Source organism: Paenibacillus sp. L3-i20 (assembly GCF_022180385.2).
In the GTDB taxonomy this organism is placed as follows: domain Bacteria; phylum Bacillota; class Bacilli; order Paenibacillales; family Paenibacillaceae; genus Pristimantibacillus.
Genome location: NZ_BQME02000001.1, coordinates 1,051,148 through 1,071,340, shown reverse-complemented (window position 1 = coordinate 1,071,340; position 20,193 = coordinate 1,051,148). Strand labels below are relative to the sequence as shown.

At 40.9% G+C, this 20,193-nt stretch carries 19 protein-coding genes; 17 read left to right on the top strand and 2 right to left on the bottom strand.

Annotated features, from left to right (window positions below):
- Window positions 1-474: 474 nt before the first annotated feature.
- Entirely contained in the window at window positions 475-1,320 is an 846-nt protein-coding gene (locus MFF31_RS05090; RefSeq protein ID WP_238187022.1) for a DUF2785 domain-containing protein, read from the top strand.
- Window positions 1,321-2,570: 1,250 nt separating this feature from the next.
- On the opposite strand, the gene MFF31_RS05085 is transcribed toward MFF31_RS05090, so the two are convergent.
- On the bottom strand, window positions 2,571-4,583 hold the full coding sequence (locus MFF31_RS05085; protein WP_238187021.1) for a copper amine oxidase N-terminal domain-containing protein: 2,013 nt from the start codon (window positions 4,581-4,583) through the stop codon (window positions 2,571-2,573).
- Between the two features lie 81 nt (window positions 4,584-4,664).
- Here MFF31_RS05085 and MFF31_RS05080 point away from each other — a divergent pair, with 81 nt between their 5' ends.
- The 6 genes from MFF31_RS05080 to MFF31_RS05055 all read left to right on the top strand — a co-directional run bounded on the left by MFF31_RS05080 (window position 4,665) and on the right by MFF31_RS05055 (window position 11,840).
- Complete coding sequence (locus tag MFF31_RS05080) at window positions 4,665-4,862, top strand: hypothetical protein (RefSeq protein WP_238187020.1); 198 nt, start codon at window positions 4,665-4,667, stop codon at window positions 4,860-4,862.
- Window positions 4,863-5,123: 261 nt separating this feature from the next.
- The gene (locus MFF31_RS05075) at window positions 5,124-6,461 is read left to right on the top strand and encodes an ABC transporter substrate-binding protein (RefSeq protein WP_238187019.1); all 1,338 of its coding nucleotides are present in this window, start codon (window positions 5,124-5,126) and stop codon (window positions 6,459-6,461) included.
- A gap of 261 nt (window positions 6,462-6,722) precedes the next feature.
- A complete protein-coding gene (locus MFF31_RS05070) occupies window positions 6,723-7,604 on the top strand; it encodes a carbohydrate ABC transporter permease (protein WP_238187018.1) in 882 nt (293 codons plus the stop codon).
- Complete coding sequence (locus MFF31_RS05065; RefSeq protein WP_238187017.1) at window positions 7,601-8,419, top strand: carbohydrate ABC transporter permease; 819 nt, start codon at window positions 7,601-7,603, stop codon at window positions 8,417-8,419. Before MFF31_RS05070 ends, MFF31_RS05065 begins: the two co-directional genes overlap by 4 nt.
- A 39-nt stretch (window positions 8,420-8,458) precedes the next feature.
- The gene (locus tag MFF31_RS05060; protein WP_238187016.1) at window positions 8,459-10,222 is read left to right on the top strand and encodes a sensor histidine kinase; all 1,764 of its coding nucleotides are present in this window, start codon (window positions 8,459-8,461) and stop codon (window positions 10,220-10,222) included.
- Window positions 10,197-11,840: a response regulator gene (locus MFF31_RS05055; RefSeq protein WP_238187015.1), complete on the top strand. Its 1,644-nt coding sequence runs from the start codon at window positions 10,197-10,199 to the stop codon at window positions 11,838-11,840. The genes MFF31_RS05060 and MFF31_RS05055 overlap by 26 nt, the downstream gene beginning before the upstream one ends.
- 51 nt (window positions 11,841-11,891) lie before the next feature.
- On the opposite strand, the gene MFF31_RS05050 is transcribed toward MFF31_RS05055, so the two are convergent.
- Window positions 11,892-12,326: a hypothetical protein gene (locus MFF31_RS05050; RefSeq protein WP_238187014.1), complete on the bottom strand. Its 435-nt coding sequence runs from the start codon at window positions 12,324-12,326 to the stop codon at window positions 11,892-11,894.
- Window positions 12,327-12,588: 262 nt separating this feature from the next.
- Here MFF31_RS05050 and MFF31_RS05045 point away from each other — a divergent pair, with 262 nt between their 5' ends.
- The 10 genes from MFF31_RS05045 to MFF31_RS05000 all read left to right on the top strand — a co-directional run bounded on the left by MFF31_RS05045 (window position 12,589) and on the right by MFF31_RS05000 (window position 20,161).
- Window positions 12,589-13,065 carry a DUF1579 family protein gene (locus MFF31_RS05045; protein ID WP_238187013.1) on the top strand — a complete coding sequence of 159 codons (477 nt, stop codon included), beginning with the start codon at window positions 12,589-12,591 and terminating at the stop codon, window positions 13,063-13,065.
- 168 nt (window positions 13,066-13,233) lie between these two features.
- Window positions 13,234-13,989, top strand: coding sequence for an EcsC family protein (locus tag MFF31_RS05040; RefSeq protein WP_238187012.1), 756 nt, complete (start codon window positions 13,234-13,236; stop codon window positions 13,987-13,989).
- A 332-nt stretch (window positions 13,990-14,321) separates the two neighbouring features.
- Window positions 14,322-14,795, top strand: coding sequence for an ankyrin repeat domain-containing protein (locus tag MFF31_RS05035; protein ID WP_238187011.1), 474 nt, complete (start codon window positions 14,322-14,324; stop codon window positions 14,793-14,795).
- Entirely contained in the window at window positions 14,771-15,088 is a 318-nt protein-coding gene (locus MFF31_RS05030; protein ID WP_238188595.1) for a hypothetical protein, read from the top strand. The genes MFF31_RS05035 and MFF31_RS05030 overlap by 25 nt, the downstream gene beginning before the upstream one ends.
- Window positions 15,089-15,154: 66 nt before the next feature.
- Window positions 15,155-15,793, top strand: a complete 639-nt coding sequence (locus MFF31_RS05025; protein ID WP_238187010.1) for a uridine kinase family protein — start codon at window positions 15,155-15,157, stop codon at window positions 15,791-15,793.
- Between the two features lie 609 nt (window positions 15,794-16,402).
- Window positions 16,403-16,600: a hypothetical protein gene (locus MFF31_RS05020; RefSeq protein WP_238187009.1), complete on the top strand. Its 198-nt coding sequence runs from the start codon at window positions 16,403-16,405 to the stop codon at window positions 16,598-16,600.
- A gap of 292 nt (window positions 16,601-16,892) precedes the next feature.
- Complete coding sequence (locus tag MFF31_RS05015) at window positions 16,893-17,420, top strand: DoxX family protein (RefSeq protein ID WP_238187008.1); 528 nt, start codon at window positions 16,893-16,895, stop codon at window positions 17,418-17,420.
- 16 nt (window positions 17,421-17,436) lie between these two features.
- Entirely contained in the window at window positions 17,437-17,868 is a 432-nt protein-coding gene (locus MFF31_RS05010) for a universal stress protein (RefSeq protein ID WP_238187007.1), read from the top strand.
- Window positions 17,869-18,217: 349 nt separating this feature from the next.
- Complete coding sequence (locus MFF31_RS05005) at window positions 18,218-19,258, top strand: FUSC family protein (protein ID WP_238187006.1); 1,041 nt, start codon at window positions 18,218-18,220, stop codon at window positions 19,256-19,258.
- Between the two features lie 321 nt (window positions 19,259-19,579).
- Window positions 19,580-20,161, top strand: a complete 582-nt coding sequence (locus MFF31_RS05000) for a TetR/AcrR family transcriptional regulator (RefSeq protein ID WP_238187005.1) — start codon at window positions 19,580-19,582, stop codon at window positions 20,159-20,161.
- Window positions 20,162-20,193: the final 32 nt, after the last annotated feature.

Sequence of the window (20,193 nt, the reverse complement as noted above, 5' to 3'; positions counted from 1 at the left end):
ATTTCGGGGTAAAGGCATTGGAAAGGCAGCTATTGTGATGCTAACGGGTACGTTATAATAAACCAGCGACAGACTAATACTTTATTTTCTGCTGGCATTTAACAAACTATAATTTATAATGAATGAAATTTTAACAGAAAACCAAGGTTCTCAGATCACTCAGTTCTAAAATTATCAAGTTTTATTCTTAAGCTACAGTTGTGTAAATTTGAAATAAAGTTGCAACGTTTTACCCCTTTAGATATGATTATCTAAAGGTTTTTTATGTTAAAAAGAAAAAGAACATTTGATGTTGAATAGTGGATTAAACAAGGTCGAGGGATCAGTATTGGAGTAGATTATAACCTTGGCTAAAGACTCAAGATATATTTTCAAAGGGCCGTTCAACTCGTTTAACAGGAATAAAAACAATCAGACAGCGTGAGTTTCTTATCTCGGTGAGGTGAGTGAACGAATGATGAGAGGGATGGGGAAATGAGCGATACAAGGTCCAAGTTGATGCTAGATTTGCAAAGAATTGAGAAGGATGAATATCAGTTACGCGAAGGTGAGCAGCATCAGGATTTCTTACCTCTGTTACTTCAATATATTGGAGATGCTCAGCCAGAATTACGTGATAACTTGATTTATCCGATGTTTTATATGTGGATTAAGGAAGAAAATAGGTTCAGTGGAGAGGAGTTGCGTAACCTCTTATCTGTTCTGATTGATGAGAACCATTTGTTCTATAATATTGGCAGCGAGGAAGATCAGTCGGTTTTTACAAGGACGTTCTCTGCCTTGCCTATCGCATTGATTGTGCAACGCCATAGACAGAATCCATTCCTCAATCAAACGGAAATTGAGCAATTAATGCAAGCAATGCTCCGTTATTATAAAGAGGAGAAGGATCTGCGAGGTTATCAACCAGTAGGAGGCTGGGCTCACAGTGCGTCTCACGGTGCGGATGTTTTTGTCGAGCTGGTGCAGTGCAAGGAGAGTAGCGTCGCAATGCTGCATGAGGTTCTTGTCGCTATTTCTAGCATGCTTCAAAATGGTAGACACATTTTTAGCGATGAAGACGATGAGCGGATGGTCAACATCGTGGATACGATGATTGACAAAGAGTTACTTCCACATCAAGAAATCGCTGCTTGGATTAGCAGCTTGGCGCAATGCTGCGATTTGCCGAGAAGTCGCACTCAGGTGATTGCTCGTGTGAATAGCAAAAACTTTGTGCGTAGTCTCTATTTCAGAAGGGGACAAGATAGCCGAGGGAATGAACTAAACACTGTCATGCTTAGTACTGAGGCAAAATTAAACAGGTTTTCTATCAGTTAAAGGATTAGAGGGGCAGTTCCAAGAGCCATGGAAAATTGGCTGAGGGTTTGAAAATCATTTATATCCAGACACTGGAGATTGAATCAATTAAAAACAGCAAATTAATCTACAGTAAAACTGACTTTACTAAGCATGAATTGCTACTAGAGATTTTTTAGTGATGAGAGTGGTTCATAATAGCTAAGCGGAAAAGAGATCTATATATGAACTGGATTTCTTATTTCGAGATTGTGCGACAAAACCTCAACGAAAACAGGAGGTTTTTTCTATGCAGTTTGTCCGCATTTGCTCTGAAAAGACAACAAAAGAGCCAAATAGAAAAGTTTTGTTGCAGGTGTCTGCGTAAGGTTTTTATCGACCTCTCATTTACGCCATGACTTCCTTTATTCGTATCGACACGTGCGAGTGCCAAAGCATATTGACCCGTGACAATACTTGCTTGATCATTCGAGGTACGCTCTTTGCTTAGATGTTTTCTTCACTTTATGCCGCTGATAGACTGAGGTCTTCTCAGTGCAATCGTATATTCACCGCTACTTTCCTGAAATAAGTTCTTTCGGATTGTCGCCTCCACCATCCGGGACTAGAACGCTACAGTTAGCATCCATACTGACCATACTTATAAAAAAGGCTACCGAGTTGTCGGCAACCTTTTCACTATTTCCTATATTAAATACTAGCAGGACTCGCTTCAACCATCCGGTCAAATGGATCAGCAATTTTGCCCATTTGAATGCCAGTCAATATGTCATATAGCATCATTGATTACGCCTGTTCGGACATTGTTGATGAGAAGTATATCAACCTGCCAGCTAAGTTCACCAATTAGGGAAATCACAGCAGCGGTCCTAATAAAATAGCTAGACTCGTTTACAAAGCCATTGGAAGCATCTCAGTACGGTTAGATCGCATTCAAATGTTTCAGATCGAGGTAGAGAATTTGATAACAAACTGCTGACAACATTGATGGAGGTAGATCCCTTTACATCGAGTATGTTAGTCTACAACTTTATTTTCTCAGAACAACAGTTGTCTCAATAGGATGAATTCTCAGACGGGAAAATTTAAAATGTAGACTGGTAACGGACGTTAAACTAAAGGGCAGAATAGTACCCAATATGAGGTGTTTTATTTTTGCTCCATTGCCAACAGTATGGAAAACGGTCGTACGGGAACCTAGTCCCAAACGACCGTTAACTTTTTCAAGCTTCATTGTTTTCTCAATTAGTGACTGAATAATCGAAGTGCAATCAATAAGAATAAATTCCGGTTACAGTACCATTCGTGAATGTGATATATTGAATACCATATCTCCAAGTTTCTATTGTAATATTTTTTTGTATTAATTTAGAATTATCATTCGGCGGTCCCCAAGAAAGTTCCACCTGAGCTTTGTTCATTCCGATGGCAACTTTAGAAGCTTTGATTTTTTCCCACATGGTAGAAGACCACTTAAACTTTTTGTATGGATCGTACGTTAGGAACTTGTATGGGTCATCTAGTAGATTAGGGATGACTGTCTTGTATATTATTTCGGTTCTAAGCTGCGTTCCATCTGATTTTTTAAAGACAATCTCAAAATTATCATTCCCTACGGGTACGACATCTGAGATGGTAACCTTAATAAATCTATCCCAGTTGTTATATTGATTAACCCAATAAACTTTTCCAATGTAATTGACTAAGTTCCCCTGGGCATCCTGCTTCTTAATTTTTGGAGTGTCTGTTGACTCGATGATCATGGTTGCTTTGCCGAGTGATACTTTCATCTGTTTGAGCTTCTCATTCCACTGCGTCTTTGCTCCCAATAATTTGGTTAACAAAGAGGAAGGGAAAAGTGCTATTCCTTTTTCTTCACGAACGGCCTGATCGAGTGTGACGTCCTTCTCATCTACTTTTATTTTTTTCTGTCCGACTTTTAACTGAATAGATGTGCTACCGAGTTTGATGTCGTACGTTTTATTCGATGCGGTAAAAGTAACTGTAGCACCAAGAGATTTGAATACCGTTTGAATAGGTAAATAAGCGATAGAGTTTGAATACATGGCGCCGGTTAAATTTCCCCCCAAACTTGCTGAAATGACAAGAGTTTTGCTAATTCCTCCAGCGGTAACGGTTACTTTGGATTCTCCGACTCCTAACACTTTATAGGAGCCATCCTTCATCGCTTGAAGTAGGTGGGGCTTATCTACCGTGAGTGGAGCAGTCACTCTATCTAGCGTCTCTTTATATCCGTTGTTATAGTTTTGAACCACCTTGAAATAAAGAAGGTTACCAACTACAGGTTTTGCATTGTTCGTTGTAAATGTAATGTCTTTGATCTGTGGTGGATTTAGCGGTACAAAATCATCGTCATTGTGAAACTTCCAGTTCCCATCCTTGTGTTGGACTAATAATACCGAATCAAAAGAATCAAAGTTGTCATTGTCTGACTGTTTTGGGTTGTCTAATAGACCGATTGGAGAGTAGGGAATGGCCTTTTCGGCATTTTTAATGGCTTCTAATTGAGTAGCTTCATAATTTCCCCAAAGTGCTACTGACCACACGGTTCCATTTTTTTTGGTTGCGAGGAGTTTGTCTTTATTAATAAGCTCGATATGAACGGCGTCTTCCATTATTACTTTTGGTAAATATGTAAAGGTCCTGTTATCTTCATTGTAATCTCTGACACTGCTACTATACACCGTAATTTTACCTGTGTTATCTAAGTAGGCCAAACTATCGTCGCCTAAGGCCTTTAGGGAAACGATTGATGATGTATTTTCGATTTTGTCAATTCTTTCGGTTAAATTGCTCCAAGCTGTATGAAAGATCTCTCCTTCTTGATTAATATATGTAAAATATCTGTAATCATAATCGGCAAAAAGAACGTCTTTTACGTTTTTTAATGGTTTACCGTCATAATACCAAACTGTTCCATCCGTTTTTAAATAATAATTGTTAAACAGTTTCTTAATGTTGGTTTGTGTTTTGTCTACAATAGGTAGAGAATTGTTACCCCAAGAGATAAGCTCTCCTTTGCTATTGAGTGCATATCCGCTATTTAGACCAGCTTGGATCTCAACGGCATCAATATTAATATATTCATAGCCTGAAGATGTCCAAAGTCTCTTTATCCAGATAGTACCATCGCTCAATAATATAGTATTTTCTTGAACATCCACAATTTTAGGAGTTTCTGTGGCAGCAAACGTTACTTGCGATGGGGGAAATACTCCAGCTATAAGACAAAATGCGATAAAACATAAGACGATTTTCCTCATATGTAATCAATCTCCTTTTCTTTAATAGGAAAATTGTACCATATATATAGTGCTAATAGAATAGGCCGGGTTGGAATTGCAATGATAACAACAAAACGACTTATCAAAAGAGGATTGTATAGATTTAATCAGGACCGATCAGCTGTGGCGGATAGGTTTTCTGCGACCAAGGGAGCTTCGACAAGGCTGTCTCAAACTACAGGCACGACGGATAGCCCTTCTGGAATAACGATTGATACTCTATTCCCAATTGCTAAGCTTGTCTACCAAGAAGTTTAACCTTGGAGGCAGGCTTTTTAACTTTCAGGGATCAAAGGATTAGTTACTCACTGACATACTGTAATGAACTCCCTCATCTACATCATCCATCTTATCCATCCCATTCATTCCATCCCATTCATTCATCCTTAGTTATCAATGTTAAATCTGCGTTATATCAACCCGAGCCAAAATCAATTACGCTAGGAATACAGCAAGAGGACATTTTTGACAGCGCTTTCTAGGGTAGCGAGTTCAATTACAAATGGGAGGGATATACTCATGAAATTGTCGTTCAGAAGGATAATGAGCGCCGCAATTGTAACCGTGATGTCAGCAACACTGCTAAGTGCATGTAGCACGTCAGAACCTGCGAAACCTGCGGCAGGAACTACTGAAGCAACAAGTTCGAGCACCAAACCGTTCGCAGGTCAGAAGCTTTCTATTATTACAGCCAACCACCCTTGGGGAGACGCAGTCAAAACGTTGGTTCCACAATTTGAAGAAAAAACGGGTATCAAGGTAGATATTCAAAGCTTCTTCGAAGATCAGCTCACCCAAAAGCTGACTGTACAATTCACTGCAGGTTCAAATACTCCGGATGTGTTCATGTTCCGTCCGATGCAGGATATTAAACTATTTTACAAAAATGGCTGGGTCCAAGCTTTAGACGATTACGCGAAAAGGGATGCGAGCTACGATTTAGCTGACTTCTCGAAAACATCAATCAGCTCTACTACTGTCGACGGAAAACTTGCAGGTATTCCGATTATTACGGAGCAGCATATTCTCTACTATCGTAAGGACCTGCTGGAGCAGGCTAATATCCAAGTACCGAAGACGATGGATGAGCTAAGAGAAGCGGCTAAGAAGCTGCACGATCCAAAAAATGAAATGTACGGTTTCGTTTCTCGTGGTCAGCGCTCTCCGTTAGTCGGACAAATTTCCTCGTTTATTTATTCCGAAGGCGGCGATTTCACGAGCGGTGACAAGGCTACTGTGAATACGCCTGAAGCGATTAAAGGGATGACGAATTACGCTAACTTGCTTAAAGATTTCGCACCGCCAGGAGTACTGAATATGTCTTGGCCACAAGCAATCGGTATATTTGCACAAGGTAAAGTTGCTTTCTTTGCAGATGCCAATTCTATTTATCAAAATGCGATTGATCCTGAGAAATCAAAAATAGCGGATAAAGTTGGATACGCTCAGTTCCCAGCTGGAAGCGCAGGTTCCAAACCTTTTAACATCACCTCGTGGGGTATAGCGATGAATGCTAAGTCAGAAGCCAAAGATGCTGCATGGGAATTCATGCAATGGGCTACTAGCAAAGAGATTGTACTCGCTACGCAGAAAAAAGGTAACCCAGGTCCTCGATTATCCGTGTGGGGAGATCCAGAAGGCATTACCGCTTATCCTCAGCAGCTCGCGGAAGTTACAAGAGAAACGCAGAAGGGCGGAGTCGATCACTCCCTGCCACAAATCAAAAGCGTTACTGAAGCTCGTGATATCGTAGGCTCAATCATACAAAAAGCGATTAGCGGCGAAGATATTAAAGCAGCAGCCGATCAAGCCAATCGAGAGTTACAAACGTTAATGGACAAAGATAACGGGAAATAACCAAACCTCAATCAAGCGGGGGGCTGTCCCAAAACAGTTTTGCTGGCTAGAACAAACGGAGTAAGACATATGCTGGAGAAGCGATAGCGTTCGCCTTTGTATCCGAATTCCACCCATAACCCATTCATTTAGGGAATTTGGATACAACAGCGATCGGAAGCATATGTCTTGCGCAGTTTGGATTTTGCCATACGAGCTTATGGGACAGCCCCTCTATATTTTGAGAGATACCTACACCTATGAGAAAGGATTTGATCAGCAATGGCGACCAACTGGTTCGATCGCAATTTGAAATGGATTTATACCCTTCCCGCGGTTTTGTTCGTTCTGCTTATGATGGTGTTTCCAATTCTGTACACAGTAAGAATCAGCTTCTTTGAATGGAGTATGTCGGCAACGTCACCGCCGAAATGGGTAGGATTAGCCAACTACATCACGTTGCTGACAGAAGAACGCTTCTGGAAATCCGTCCAAAGCACATTTACGTTCACGTTTGGTGCAATCATTATTGAAACCTTTTTAGGTGTTGCAATTGCCTTGCTGTTATTCAGAAACTTCCGCGGTAAAAATATTGCAAAAACGATCTTTTTACTTCCAATGGTAGCGACACCTGTCGCAATGGGGCTCGTATGGCTGCTTATTTATGAACCAACCATTGGTGCTGCCAACACCCTATTGAAATTGATAGGATTAGATCCGCAGTTGTGGATTGCCTCCCCTACTCAGGCACTGCCTTCCTTGATTTTGATTGACGTTTGGCAATGGACACCGATGATTTCATTAATCGTAATGGCCGGCTTATCTACATTGCCTTCGGAACCTTACGAAGCAGCGGATGTCGATGGCGCATCGAAGTGGCAGAAGCTAATTCATATCACCTTGCCCTTGCTGAAGCAAACGATTATCGTAGCGATGATGCTGCGACTTATCGACGTAATGAAAACATTCGATATTATTTATGCGACGACACAAGGCGGACCAAACAATGTATCCGAGACGCTCAATATTTATGGTTACACCCTTGGCTTCCAATACTTTAAATTAGGTACAGCTTCATCACTTTTGGTTATTTTCTTCGCTTTAGTCATGGGCGCCACACTTCTTATGATCTGGATTCGTAAACGTATGGAGGCGTCGTCATGAAACAACAAAAGAGAATATATGCGATTATTTTTGCGCTCACTACGTTGATCGTACTGCTAGCCTTCTCGTTCCCATTTATTTGGATGCTGCTCGCATCGTTTAAGACGCAAGCTCAAATTATGTCCACGGAACAGTTTTTTGTGTTCAAGCCTACGTTTAACAACTATATCAATGTATTTCAGGAATATGACTTCATGAAATACGTAATCAATAGTTTTGTTGTCGCTGCAGGTTCAACGATTGGCTCGCTTATTCTAGGACTCCCAGCCGCTTATGCCATCGCTCGTTATCGACTGCACAGCTTGGGTTTAATTATATTGGTTGCCCGCATTGTACCCGGGATTTCATTCTTGATTCCTTGGTTTATCATCTTTTCAAAAGTGGGGCTTGTGGATACGTATACTGCACTTATTCTGAGCCACATGCTTGTAGGTCTGCCTTTTATTATTTGGGTGATGATTTCCTTCTTCGAAGGACTGCCACATGAAATTGAGGAAGCTGGTCTCATCGACGGATGTACACGTTCGGGTGTGTTCACACGTATTGTATTGCCAATATCTGTTCCCGGAATTATTACTTCATCCCTATTATCGTTCATTTTCTCTTGGAACAACTTTATGTTTTCGGTCATTCTGGCGGGAGACAAAACAAAAACGTTGCCAATAGCTGTATTTAATTTTTTATCTTATTCGGAAATCAACTGGGGAGCTTTGATGGCGGCAGCTTGTATCATAACTTTACCCGTTCTTATTATCGCCTTGCTCGCTCAACGATATATTGTAAGCGGTCTTGCGTCCGGTGCAGTGAAGGGATAAGCTAATCCTAATAGACCACTGGGATAAGAGGCGGTAACGATGATGGCTGGAAGACTGACGATCTTTAGTAAAATCATTATGTTAATTGTAGTGTTGGTCACTCCCGTACTTATTCTTTATATTTATACGAATAGGGTCAGTGTGGACGTTGTTCAAGATGAAATTCAGTCTTCGAACCTCAGTCAGCTGTCCTTTTTCCTACAACAATTCGATACAACCGTAGAGCAGCTTGCTATGTTTCCAGGTATTTTAGGTTCAGATCCTTATTTGCGCGATTTTTTGGAAAAACGTTCCGACAAGCCATTTGACCGAATTACTGAACAGACCCGAATTACCGAAAAGTTAAGTCTGCAGAGCGTTTCTAGCGCTTGGACGAATGATCTCACGGTCTATATGCCTAAGGAAAAACAAGCAGTATCCTCTAATTTGCTGATGAGCTATAACGAAGAGGATATAAGAACCTTTGCTCCTCTGCTAGGCTGGACCTATGACTCTAGCAAACGTGAAGAAGCAAGGCAGCCGGGAGCACGCTTCGTTCGGCAAATCGTCGAGCCCTATGGAGCTACATCCATCTCCCAAATCCGTACGATGATCCAAGTAAGCTTCTCGGACAGCAATTTAACAGCCATGCTGGATCAGGTCAAGTCAGGAGATAAGGGAGACCCTTTCTTTTATCGCTTTGGCAAGCCGCCTATTGGAAGCAGCACGAAGAACAACGATAGAATAGAGGAGCTGCTTCCATTCTTAAATACCCAGCATTTGGAGGAGACGGGGAGCTTATTTACGAAGCTAGAAGGTAAACGGCATGCCGTCTTTTATGTGAAATCCGCCCAACTAGACTGGTATTTAATTAATTACGTTCCTGTACAAGATATATTAGCTCCTATCAAACAAACAAACATACTGTTCTATACAACAATCGTATTGCTTCTCGCAATGAGCTTCCTAGTCGCTTATTTCTTATATCGCAACGTTCAGCGACCGATCCGAAAACTAGTGCAAGGTGTTCAGCGCCTGAAGAAAGGCGATTTATCCGCAAGGCTCCGTTTCAGGCCGCATAATGAATTTGATTTTCTATTTGAACGTTTCAATGAAATGGCGGAACAGATTCAAGATCTGATTGAGCGCGTATACGCAGAGAAACTTAGGCTGCACGAAGCAACCGTTAAGCAGCTTCAAGCGCAAATTAATCCGCATTTTTTGTACAACAGTTTATTTTTTGTCATCAATACTGCCAAACTTGGAGACACTCCCGCCGTTGTAGCTATGGCTCAGAATTTAGCTGAATATTATCGATACTCCACTCGTATGGAATTGCAAACTGCATCTTTTCGCGAAGAAATCAAACTCATTGAAAATTATTTAACGATCCACAATTTACGGATGCAAAGGCTTCATTATGAACTTCATATTCCAGCATATATGTTGGATGTTCAGGTTCCTCGCTTATTAATACAGCCAATCGTTGAGAACGCAATTGTACATGGTGTAGAAAAAAAACCGGGTGAAGGCATTATTCTAATTACAGGAGATCAACAAGGTGACTACTATACGATTACGATAGAAGATAACGGTCGTGGTATGGAGCCTGTTGATCTGCATGAATTGGAAAAACAATTGACTAGACCGATGGATACCGAAGTTAGTTGCGGAGTATGGAATGTACATAAACGCCTTCGCTACATGTTCGGGGACGGAGATGGTGGTGGAATTACGCTTGCTCCAAGCAAGCTAGGTGGACTAAAAGTAACATTGAGATGGAGGAGGTGCGAACAAGATGTCACAGCTCTTAATCGTGGATGATGAAGCACATGTCGTAGAACGATTAGCGGAACTTGTACCTTGGGAGCAAGTCGGAGTTGTTACCGTGCACAAAGCCTATTCCGCTTATGAAGCTATCGAAAAGCTGCATGAGCATCCGATTGATGTTGTCATTACCGATATTCACATGCCTGGCATGACTGGTCTTGAACTATCCGCTTTGATCAGAATGAAATGGAAGAAGATCCAATGCATCTTGCTGTCGGGACATGCTGATTTTGAGTACGCCAAGAAAGCGATCAATCAAGGTGCTTGGAGTTATTTGTTAAAACCGGTTACCGACGAAGAGTTGCTCGTCACTGTCTCCCAAGCTTTGCAGAAAATTCAGGCCGAGTGGGAGCAAGTCCTCTCTAGCGGTAAGGTCTCGCGTACTCTGCGAGAAAACTTACCTCAACTGCGTGCTAACTTGCTCAATGAGCTGTTGCAGGGCAGAAGACTTAGTGATTCCGAGCTACAGGATAGACTCAGCATGTTGCAGTTGCCGGACTTTCATGGAGATGTGTTTTGGTCCATGCTAGTGCGGCTTGAAGAACCATTTTATGGCTATGATTCCCGGAGTCTTGCACTGGTAGAGTATGCGGTTGGAAATATTGCCGAGGAGTTATTTGCCCCACAATTTGAGTTATGGCACGGGAAAGATTGGCATGATTATCTCGTTTTCCTAGTAAAGCCTAGGAGCCAAGATATGGACATCGTAATGACTCCTATAGATGAGGCTGCTTCTTTACATGTTATGGAGCTCATCGCTACACAGTTGCAGAGCGTGATTCATACCCATTTAAAAGGTTCTGCGTCAATTCTAATAAGTCGTAACGGGATTTTTCCGGATGATTTATCCGAACTTTACAACAGCACACTTACGACACTTAGAAAGCGGATTGGCACGGAGCAGGACTTAATTGTGACCTTTGCGGAGGAACAAGCGGAAAGTATAGAGATGCGATCAATTCCTTCGCTTTATGAGATGCCTACGCTCGCACAATTATTGGAAGCGGGACAGTGGACGGCAGCACATAACCGACTAGAGCTCATTATGAGGGAGCTTAAAGACAAACGAGTGGAGCTGCAGGAGCATCTGCTGGAAGTGTTTGTTTCGATTGCCTCAGCCGCTACCTATTTTTCACACAAAAATGGTCGCCCCTTATCTGAGTTAATCGGTAAGAGCTACAATAAGCTCGTTCAAGGCACTCCGCACCGCTCCTTTCAACAGCTTTATGAATGGTCATTTGATGTACTAAATTGTCTGCGTTCTGGTAATGAGGTTGAGGTGCGGGATTCTAGAGCGAAGCTGATTGCTGAAGTGAACCAATTCGTAGAACAGCATTTATCGAGCGACGTATCTTTAACGGCGATCTCGGAGCATGTGTTTATGCATCCTGTATATATTTCTAAAATTTACAAGTTAGAAACGGGCGAAAATTTAAGCGACTATGTGTATCGAATCCGCATTGAAAAAGCTGCTCATATGCTCTTATCCTCATCGGACAAAGTGTATGAAATTGCAGCGCAAATTGGTTATCAGCGAGCTCACTCCTTTATTAATGTGTTCAAAAAGCATACCGGCTTAACTCCACAGGAGTATCGAGATACTTATGGTTAAATTTATGATGCCTTTTCGAAAATGGAAAAAACCAGCTGATCCTATAGATTTCTATCGTTCAACCGCTTCATCCGATAATCTCGATATTTGTACTTCTTTCAAAACAGTTAACTTGTCTTTAAAGTCAGTCTCAATTAAGGTAGATGCCTTTTTTGTGTTACCCGTTGATAGGGCATTTAATACCTCATTGAGGGACTCGATTGAAGCCGAGGATCCAGATAAATCTTTTAAAGTGTTTTTAACTTTTTTTGTTTTCTTTATTAATTCAATTACGTCATCTTCATCGAAGCCGTTAGTCGATAAATGGATGTAATCAGAAATTAAATGATCCCCCTCTTTTAATTGAGAAAAAGTAGTTCCTATTTCTTTTGCCATAAAATTTGTCGTAGTTTTACTATTTTCACTTTCATAATGCTTGTACATAATGAAGACTGAAAGAATAAAACAAAGAACCAATAGTGCTTGAATAAAGAGTAGCTTTTTCACTTTATCACCTCTTTAAGAAAGTTGGGGAATACTGGACATGAAATAGTACCATCTAAAGGAGTATGAACCTAATCTCATACTCCTTTATCCCAATTTATTACTTTATTTTCATCTTACAACAACTATTAGAAGAAAATAAAGTGTTAGACTATGGCAATCGATAAGAAACAACATCATTTGTAGTAACGTAGAATAAAAGTAGATTAAAAAATTGATTCGTCTAGCGTGACAATCGCTCTGATCATGAAGGAGGAACATATTAGTGACCGAGAAGAATGCTTCCTTTGCTCCACACGATCCATCCAAGCCGGATCCTGCGCTCACTCGTTTGAATGTGTTTATAGGCAAATGGAATACAGAAGGACAGATTAAGGTGAGTCCATCCGGTCCGGCTGCCAAGCTGAAGGCAACTGATACTTATGAATGGCTGCCTGGAGGATTTTTTCTTATCCACCACGTGGATGGCTATATGGGGGACGAAGAGGTTAAGACCGTCGAGATCATAGGTTATGATACTATAAGTCAGACATACTTTACGCACTCTTATGATAACCGAGGCAATGTAGGTACGTACCAAGCGAATCTGCTTGATGCCGTCTGGACCATTACAGGAAAATCGGAACGCTTCACAGGTATGTTTAGTGATGACAGCAACACCTTAGCCGGCAGTTGGGAGCTTTCAGGCGATGACGGCATTTGGGTACCTTGGATGGATATCAAGTTGACAAAAGTCGGTTAGTTAAAAATCATCCTAAATTAAACATAAACAAGTAAGGTTCTGAAGTTCCTTGCTTATATCGTTAGATTAACAGGAAATCTAGATTATCTGTTTGTAGGTGACCTCAAGCTGAACCTGGCGTAGTATATTTGTTAGTAGTAAATAAGACACACGAAGGAGCGGACCAGGATGAGGTATGAAGAAAAAATCTTGCAAGAGTTAGAAGATTGGGAACACAGTTTTTACAAGACTCCTGGCCTGTTAGAGAATGCATCGAAGAAGGTCGGAAACAAAATTAATTCCATCGTTCCAGCCAAAGTGCAGAACACGATAACGGGTACCGTTAAAGTTATTGTCCGCACGACGCTATTCGGAGCAGAGTATACACCGAAGAGAACCGTTGAAAGTTCGCTTACATTGGAACAGGCCGATGATCTTGCCAGACAAGTCATTTCCCTGTATCAAAAGATCGCCACAGCCGAGGGAGCCGGTACAGGCGCTGGGGGAATTCTGTTTAGTGCGGTCGATTTCCCAGCTCTTATCGCGATCAAGATGAAGATGCTTTTCGAGCTTGCACATGTGTACGGCTATTCGACCAAGACTTTCTCCGAACGAATCTTCATCCTAACGCTATTCCAGTTGACATACTCGGAGAACAAGAAGCGCAGACAGATTCTGATACAGATTCGGGACTGGAACAAAGAAAAGATTCAATGGTCGTCGGATTCAGAATATTATAAAGAGTTGAACTGGGAAAACTTCCAGAAGGAATACAGGGATGCGATCGACTTCCGCAAAATGCTGCAGATGGTGCCTGGTATCGGTGCTGTTGCAGGAGCATGGGCCAACTACAGCATCGTCGAGGAATTGGGGAAATTCGCAATAAACAGCTTTCGGACAAGGAGATTGTCTGATAACGCCAATAGCTCCACAGCATGGTTGTGACTCGATAGGAACTTCTCTTTCTGATTTATTCATTATAAGCAAGAACACTAGTGGCTGACGTGAGAATAACTCAATAATATAGTTACTGTAATTCACATTTTAATTCTGTCACTCAACACTTAACGTGCACCACTCATCAAAATTAGATTGCTACTGAGCCGATCTATTTTCGGGATTTCTCCTGATTATCAATCGGCTTTTTCGTCTTTACCTAGTGGGGAAGCTTTGCACAAAGTCGCTCAGAAGTTGCTTCTCAATTCATTAGTATCGGAGTCCAGTCTTCAGAAGAATTGATACTAAAAGCTAAAGAGCTTGAAGAGAATGTTCGTAGTTTGAAAAACGAAATGTTGGGTGCTGTTAAAAGTAAGAACTTAGATAAAGTAAAACAATTGCTTGAAGTCGACGAAGAATTAATAGATGCCAAATCCGAGGATGATCAGACTGCACTATTATTAGCTGCGTATTACCATACTCATGAAGTAAAGGAATTGCTCCTCGCAAAAGGAGCGAATCTTAACTTGTATGAAGCAGCAGCAGTCGGTAACACAGCTAGAATACAAGAGATTTTAAGAGAAACTCCGAATTTGATCAACAGTCATAGTTTTGACGGATATACGCCGCTGGGACTTGCTGCTCACTTTGGACATGAAGAAGCCGCTGCTTATTTATTGGATAACGGGACTGATATAAACCTTAAAGGAAGAGATAAAACGATTTTGATAGGTATGCGGAGATACATTGTGTCGCCTCCGGAATATCCGCAGCTCATAAGCATCACTTCTTGGACAATAACATTGGTTTGCTGAACAGACCCGGTTGGAAATTATTTTTGGCATTTTTGAATGATATCCCGGCTGCAGTGGCTGCAATGCATATTGATAACAATATAGCTTCCTGTGCTCTTGCTGCTACTATCCCTGAATTCAGAAACAATGGCTTGAAAACAGGACTGCTACATAGACGAATATACGAAGCATATAATGCTAATTGTGAAATCGTTGTTGCACAGGCGGATTTTGGAGCCTCAAGTCAAAACATTATGGAACGAGTCGGTATGCAAATGGCTTGGACCCGAGCGGTTTGGGTACCGCGTAAATAGGCATTGTTAAACACCTTATAAACTGCGAGATAATAAACATGAATTATTGAAGAAATGGGAGGAAATATGGATAGTATTTTACATGAGATAGCGAATTTGAGTAGACGTGAGGATAAAAAATACATTATTGGGATTTCGGGTCATGGTGCATCTGGAAAGACAACGTTCGCCCATAATCTTTTAAAGCTTTTGGGACATGACGATGTTAATTATATCAATACGGACCCCTATATTATCGGTTCTGATCTTCGGAAGTACACTTTAATCAATTATGAATACAAGAATGAACACCATCAAGAAAAAATGACAGCTTGTCATTCTGCTGCTCATAATATATTGGCTTTAGAGAGAGACATTCATATGATGAGAGATGGTTTGGATTTTTATACTATTGGCACGAACTATGCAAAGAGTATGTTGATTACTTCACAAAATAAAATAAATATTGTAGAAGGTATGTCCGTTGCCTTTACAGATCCCAATTTGTATGACTTGAAAGTTTACTTATATACAGATGGGGAAACGGAGCTCATGAGAAGGGGTATTCGTGATGTTACTGAAAGAGGAACAGATATAAATTATTTAAGGAAATCCCATGAAGAACGCAGAATTCAATATGATTTATTTATGCATCCTCAACATGGCAATTTTGATTTAGTTTTAAAAAATTCCAATGAAAACTATAGTATTGAAAAAGGGTTATAGTAGTTGAAAGGAAAGCACTCTCAACGTTGTGGGAGTTTATTTTCTTTTTTCATGGGCATTTGCTTGAACGGAAATGCAGGTATTGTGCTAACGGGTAACTATAAGTTTATTAAGACAGCGTCAGTCCAGGATTTTATTGTCTGTTGACATGAACGGACATTTTGCTACTAGCAAACTCTTCTACAGACTTAGGATCGAAATTCAAAATGACAGTAAAACTTCTCTTTTCGGGGCTACTTTTGGGTAGCCTCATTTTTATTTTGCTAGAGATACATAGTTAAATATGGGGCAAAATAACAGATGCGACTAGGCGGATATTGTAGTTAAGGATGTGAACTAATTTCTTAAAGAACATCGATAGCTTCAAATCTCTTTATGAAGCGGCTAATACAACTAACCTTTATCCATACAGATTTTTCATACATTAGCATGACGTTGGATAAGGTTCAATGCTTATAAGTCTTTATAAATGCTTATAAATGTTCTTTACAAGACAATAGAAAAGATGATCCTTCACCCTAAGTGACTATCATCACAGCGCCAAGCAACTATTCGTGGTGTAATGAAATAAAGTCAAGGATACTCATAATGAAATGAGGAGTGTTGACCATGCAATTCGAACATCTTCATCCTGTAGATCAAATCAATCTGATGATGGGACGGATCTACGACTACGATATGACCATACCTTCAAGAGGGGAAGCGCAGGGCTATCTTTTGCAAGCAGGTGTAGTTTTAGGGGGAGATATCCATGGGATCAACAAAGCTAGACCAATTCGCCATAATAACGATCGAGAATGGGATTAAGGAAGCAAATAGACCGTGACTATGCCAATTAGAGCCGAGGTTCGCGTCAGGGGTTTTTATTGATAAGGTTTTTTACTAAGATACCTTCATAGATATTCGACAATAGCTGTTTTGGATCTTTTTATGATCTGAGATGGCTTTTTTAATTATATTGTGGCATCCGCAAAGATATATGTGAATTTTTTCACAAAACTTTCTGAAATGTGATGTACATCACATTCAGGGAATGTATTCTCCTTCATACTGAAGGTGCAGATAAAAACAAACACAGTGTTGGAGGGAGATGACCACCATGGTCATGAAATGGTTTAGAGAAAATGTATGGGTTGCTGTAGCGATAACATTACTTAGGATTTATGTAGGTTGGGATTGGATGGTACACGGATGGGAGAAGCTGACTGGCGGATTCGACGCTACAGGCTTCCTAAAATATGCGATAGGAAAGCCAGTAGCTGACAAAGCAACACAAGAAGCATTGTTTCCTACTTATAACTACTTTCTAGAAAATTTCGCATTACCAAATGTGAAACTAATCAATTTTCTTATCCCGCTTGGAGAATTCCTGATCGGAGTTGGACTTATAGTAGGCGGATTGACATTGACTGCCACATTCTTCGGGATGATGCTCAACTTTATGTTCCTCTTCGCCGGAACTGTAAGCACGAACCCTTGGTTGCTCTTGCTCTTAGTCATTATCTTCACTGCTGGAACCAATGCTGGTCGATTCGGACTAGATGCTTATCTCACACCATTGCTTCGTAAAGGCTGGGCGAAGACGACTGAGAAATATGGTAAAAAGAAAATAAGCGAGCAACGTTAATACAGGAGGGATTAATATGTTCTATCATCACATCTTAGTAGCATTCGATGGTTCGAAAGCATCGGAGAAAGCTTTGCAACATGCCATTAAGATTATTGAGGACAATCCGGGCAGCAGACTTACGGTTGCTCATGCTGATTACCGCCCGACGTTCGCGATTGCAGGATTAGGGTGGATTACCCCCGAAGGCTATCATGAGCAGCTACAGGAGTATGAAGATGCACTTCTACAGCATGCTAAAGATTTAATTGCTGAGCTACCTTTTGCCGATCTTGTCGTATTAACTGGCGATCCAGCTACAGTCATTCTGGAGCATGCTGAAAAGAGTAATAGCAATCTTATCGTCATGGGCAGTAGAGGTCTTGGAGCTTTTAAAGAATGGATGCTCGGTAGTGTGAGTCATCATGTCGTCCAACAATCCAAAATACCTGTTTTAATTGTAAAATAATTTGTAACATAGGGGAGCCGAATTGATTTCAGGTATGTCATCCTGATTTCAATCGGCTTTTTTATCTCTCTAATTGTTTTCTGATACACTATTTCGAAAATGGGTACAATTTACATGATAAGGAAATTTGTTGTTGCGACTAAAAGACTGATCTTCTTTATTCGTAATTTCTCCGGTTTATAAGAAACCGGCTTAGGGGAAGTCTATGTTTGGACCTTAGTCTAGACAGTAAATTAGACTACTTGAGGGTCTGTACTTTACAGGTTATAAATTTCGAAAGAACATCGGTTGGATTACTCCTCAGCCTCTGATACAATATGACTTTACTAACTAGTCCAAGGAGGGCACCATGACATTCGGAGCTCGCATGCTCAAGACTGGAATTGCAGTCACGCTTGCCCTGTACATCAGTACATGGCTTCAATTTTCTCCGCCGGTAATTGCCGCAGTGGCCGCTATTTTCGCACTGCAGCCATCGATATATCGATCTTGGCGATATTTCCTCGAGCAAGTACAAACAAACACGCTCGGTGCCGCAATTGCGCTACTGGCGGGGACGTATTTCTCGAATGAACCAATCGCTATTGGCGTCGTTTGTATTCTTGTTATTATGCTCTGTATGAAGCTTAAGATGGGGGAATCTATCGGCCTGACGTTGGTTACGGTCGTAGCTGTAATGGAGGCTTCTGGAGAGTGGGAATTTGCACTCAATCGCTTTTTACTCAGTATGATTGGAATTGTAGCAGCATTTTTGATTAATATTGTGTTCGTACCACCGGATCCGAGGAAACAGTTCAACAAGCAAATCCATTTGGTGTTCAATCAGCTTTCTTTACTCTTACGCACCGCGATATCCGACGAGATGAAGGAAAAAGTGTTCCGGGAACAAAAGCAGGAGCTGGAAGATGGCCTGCTATCGCTAATGGAAAAGTATAAGCTTCTAGAAGAGGAACTGAAGAAACTGAAGCGTGTGAAGTACCGACAGACACGCCAAATCGTCGTATACAAGCAGTTGCTGCACAACCTGCAGAAAGGTTTCGAGGTGCTGGAAGCAGTGCACGAGCACTATTTTCAATCGGACCGGACGCCGGATATCAACATGAACTATGATAGACATCTGGAGAAATTGATTAAGTTTAATGAACATGTGCTGCTCAAATTCGAAGAAAAGGTGAAGCCAGAAAGTTGGAGATCCGATTCGATTGAGGAAGCAAACGATGCTTTTATGAAGGATACTTCAAATTACTGCAGCGAAAAGAGGGACGGCTCACTACGACTTTTTATCGTAGCAGCCGCAATATATGATTACGGGCATCAGACGATCCGATCTAATCGCCTCGTTGAACGAACGGAAATGGATGAGCACGAGCAAGTGGCTTCGGGCGAATAAAGATGAATTAGAGAAATAAGAAGTACAGTGGATTGTCACAATAAGCCGATTTGATTTTGGGTATTTTCTCCTAATTTCAGTCGGTTTTTTTCGTATATAACATTCGAACGGAGAGGTGCTGTAAAGGCGAGCTGTTTTGTAGGATAGCGGTATAAGTCAAAAGTCCTTTTTTGTGTATTTATTGACAATATTTTACGATTGAAGTAATATTACTCGTAGGTAACGTTACTTGTTGATAATGTTACCACGCAGTAAGATGCGAATGATATCGCTTTTTGTAAATCTGTGCTTCAAAATCACGAGAAAAGGAGTCAGAATGAGTTGCAAACAAATAAAGGTGGGAAAGGGCTGAAGAGTCGAGCACGTATAATGGGTGCCGCAGCGTATGAATTTTCGAATCATGGCTTTCATGATACGAAAGTCAGTTCAATTGTTTCTCGGGCAGGATTAACGCAACCCGCATTTTATCTTTATTTTGAAAGCAAAGAAGCCATTTTTGATGAATTAGTTACAGATTTTCGTATGAGATTGCTCACGATGACAAAGGACCTGCGATTATCAATTGGATTGCAAAGTGGAGAACTGAAACAACAGGTATTGGAAGCGATTACAACTTTGTTTCGTTTCTTAGCGGAAAATCCGGATTTATCTCGGATCGGTTTGTTTTTGGCTCACGATGCCGAACAATTTAAGGAGCAAGCAATTAAATTAGTGGCAGGAAATTTATCTGCTGAACAAAAAGCTGGATATTATCGTTCGGAATTGAGTATGGATATTGTTGCCGCCTCTATTCTCGGTGCGATTGAAAGATTAACATTATCTCGATTATTACCAAAAATTTCGACTCCGGAAGCAATAGCACAGGAGATTGTGGATTTGCTTATGAACGGTATGATGAATTAACTTATTGGCTGATTACTTAATAAGTTATCATT

Excerpts from the sequence above, each read along its gene's own strand:
- MFF31_RS05090 (WP_238187022.1), top strand. The coding sequence starts at position 475 with ATGAGCGATACAAGGTCCAAGTTGATGCTAGATTTGCAAAGAATTGAG.
- MFF31_RS05085 (WP_238187021.1), bottom strand. The coding sequence starts at position 4,583 with ATGAGGAAAATCGTCTTATGTTTTATCGCATTTTGTCTTATAGCTGGA.
- MFF31_RS05080 (WP_238187020.1), top strand. The coding sequence starts at position 4,665 with ATGATAACAACAAAACGACTTATCAAAAGAGGATTGTATAGATTTAAT.
- MFF31_RS05075 (WP_238187019.1), top strand. The coding sequence starts at position 5,124 with ATGAAATTGTCGTTCAGAAGGATAATGAGCGCCGCAATTGTAACCGTG.
- MFF31_RS05070 (WP_238187018.1), top strand. The coding sequence starts at position 6,723 with ATGGCGACCAACTGGTTCGATCGCAATTTGAAATGGATTTATACCCTT.
- MFF31_RS05065 (WP_238187017.1), top strand. The coding sequence starts at position 7,601 with ATGAAACAACAAAAGAGAATATATGCGATTATTTTTGCGCTCACTACG.
- MFF31_RS05060 (WP_238187016.1), top strand. The coding sequence starts at position 8,459 with ATGATGGCTGGAAGACTGACGATCTTTAGTAAAATCATTATGTTAATT.
- MFF31_RS05055 (WP_238187015.1), top strand. The coding sequence starts at position 10,197 with ATGTCACAGCTCTTAATCGTGGATGATGAAGCACATGTCGTAGAACGA.
- MFF31_RS05040 (WP_238187012.1), top strand. The coding sequence starts at position 13,234 with ATGAGGTATGAAGAAAAAATCTTGCAAGAGTTAGAAGATTGGGAACAC.
- MFF31_RS05025 (WP_238187010.1), top strand. The coding sequence starts at position 15,155 with ATGGATAGTATTTTACATGAGATAGCGAATTTGAGTAGACGTGAGGAT.
- MFF31_RS05020 (WP_238187009.1), top strand. The coding sequence starts at position 16,403 with ATGCAATTCGAACATCTTCATCCTGTAGATCAAATCAATCTGATGATG.
- MFF31_RS05015 (WP_238187008.1), top strand. The coding sequence starts at position 16,893 with ATGGTCATGAAATGGTTTAGAGAAAATGTATGGGTTGCTGTAGCGATA.
- MFF31_RS05010 (WP_238187007.1), top strand. The coding sequence starts at position 17,437 with ATGTTCTATCATCACATCTTAGTAGCATTCGATGGTTCGAAAGCATCG.
- MFF31_RS05005 (WP_238187006.1), top strand. The coding sequence starts at position 18,218 with ATGACATTCGGAGCTCGCATGCTCAAGACTGGAATTGCAGTCACGCTT.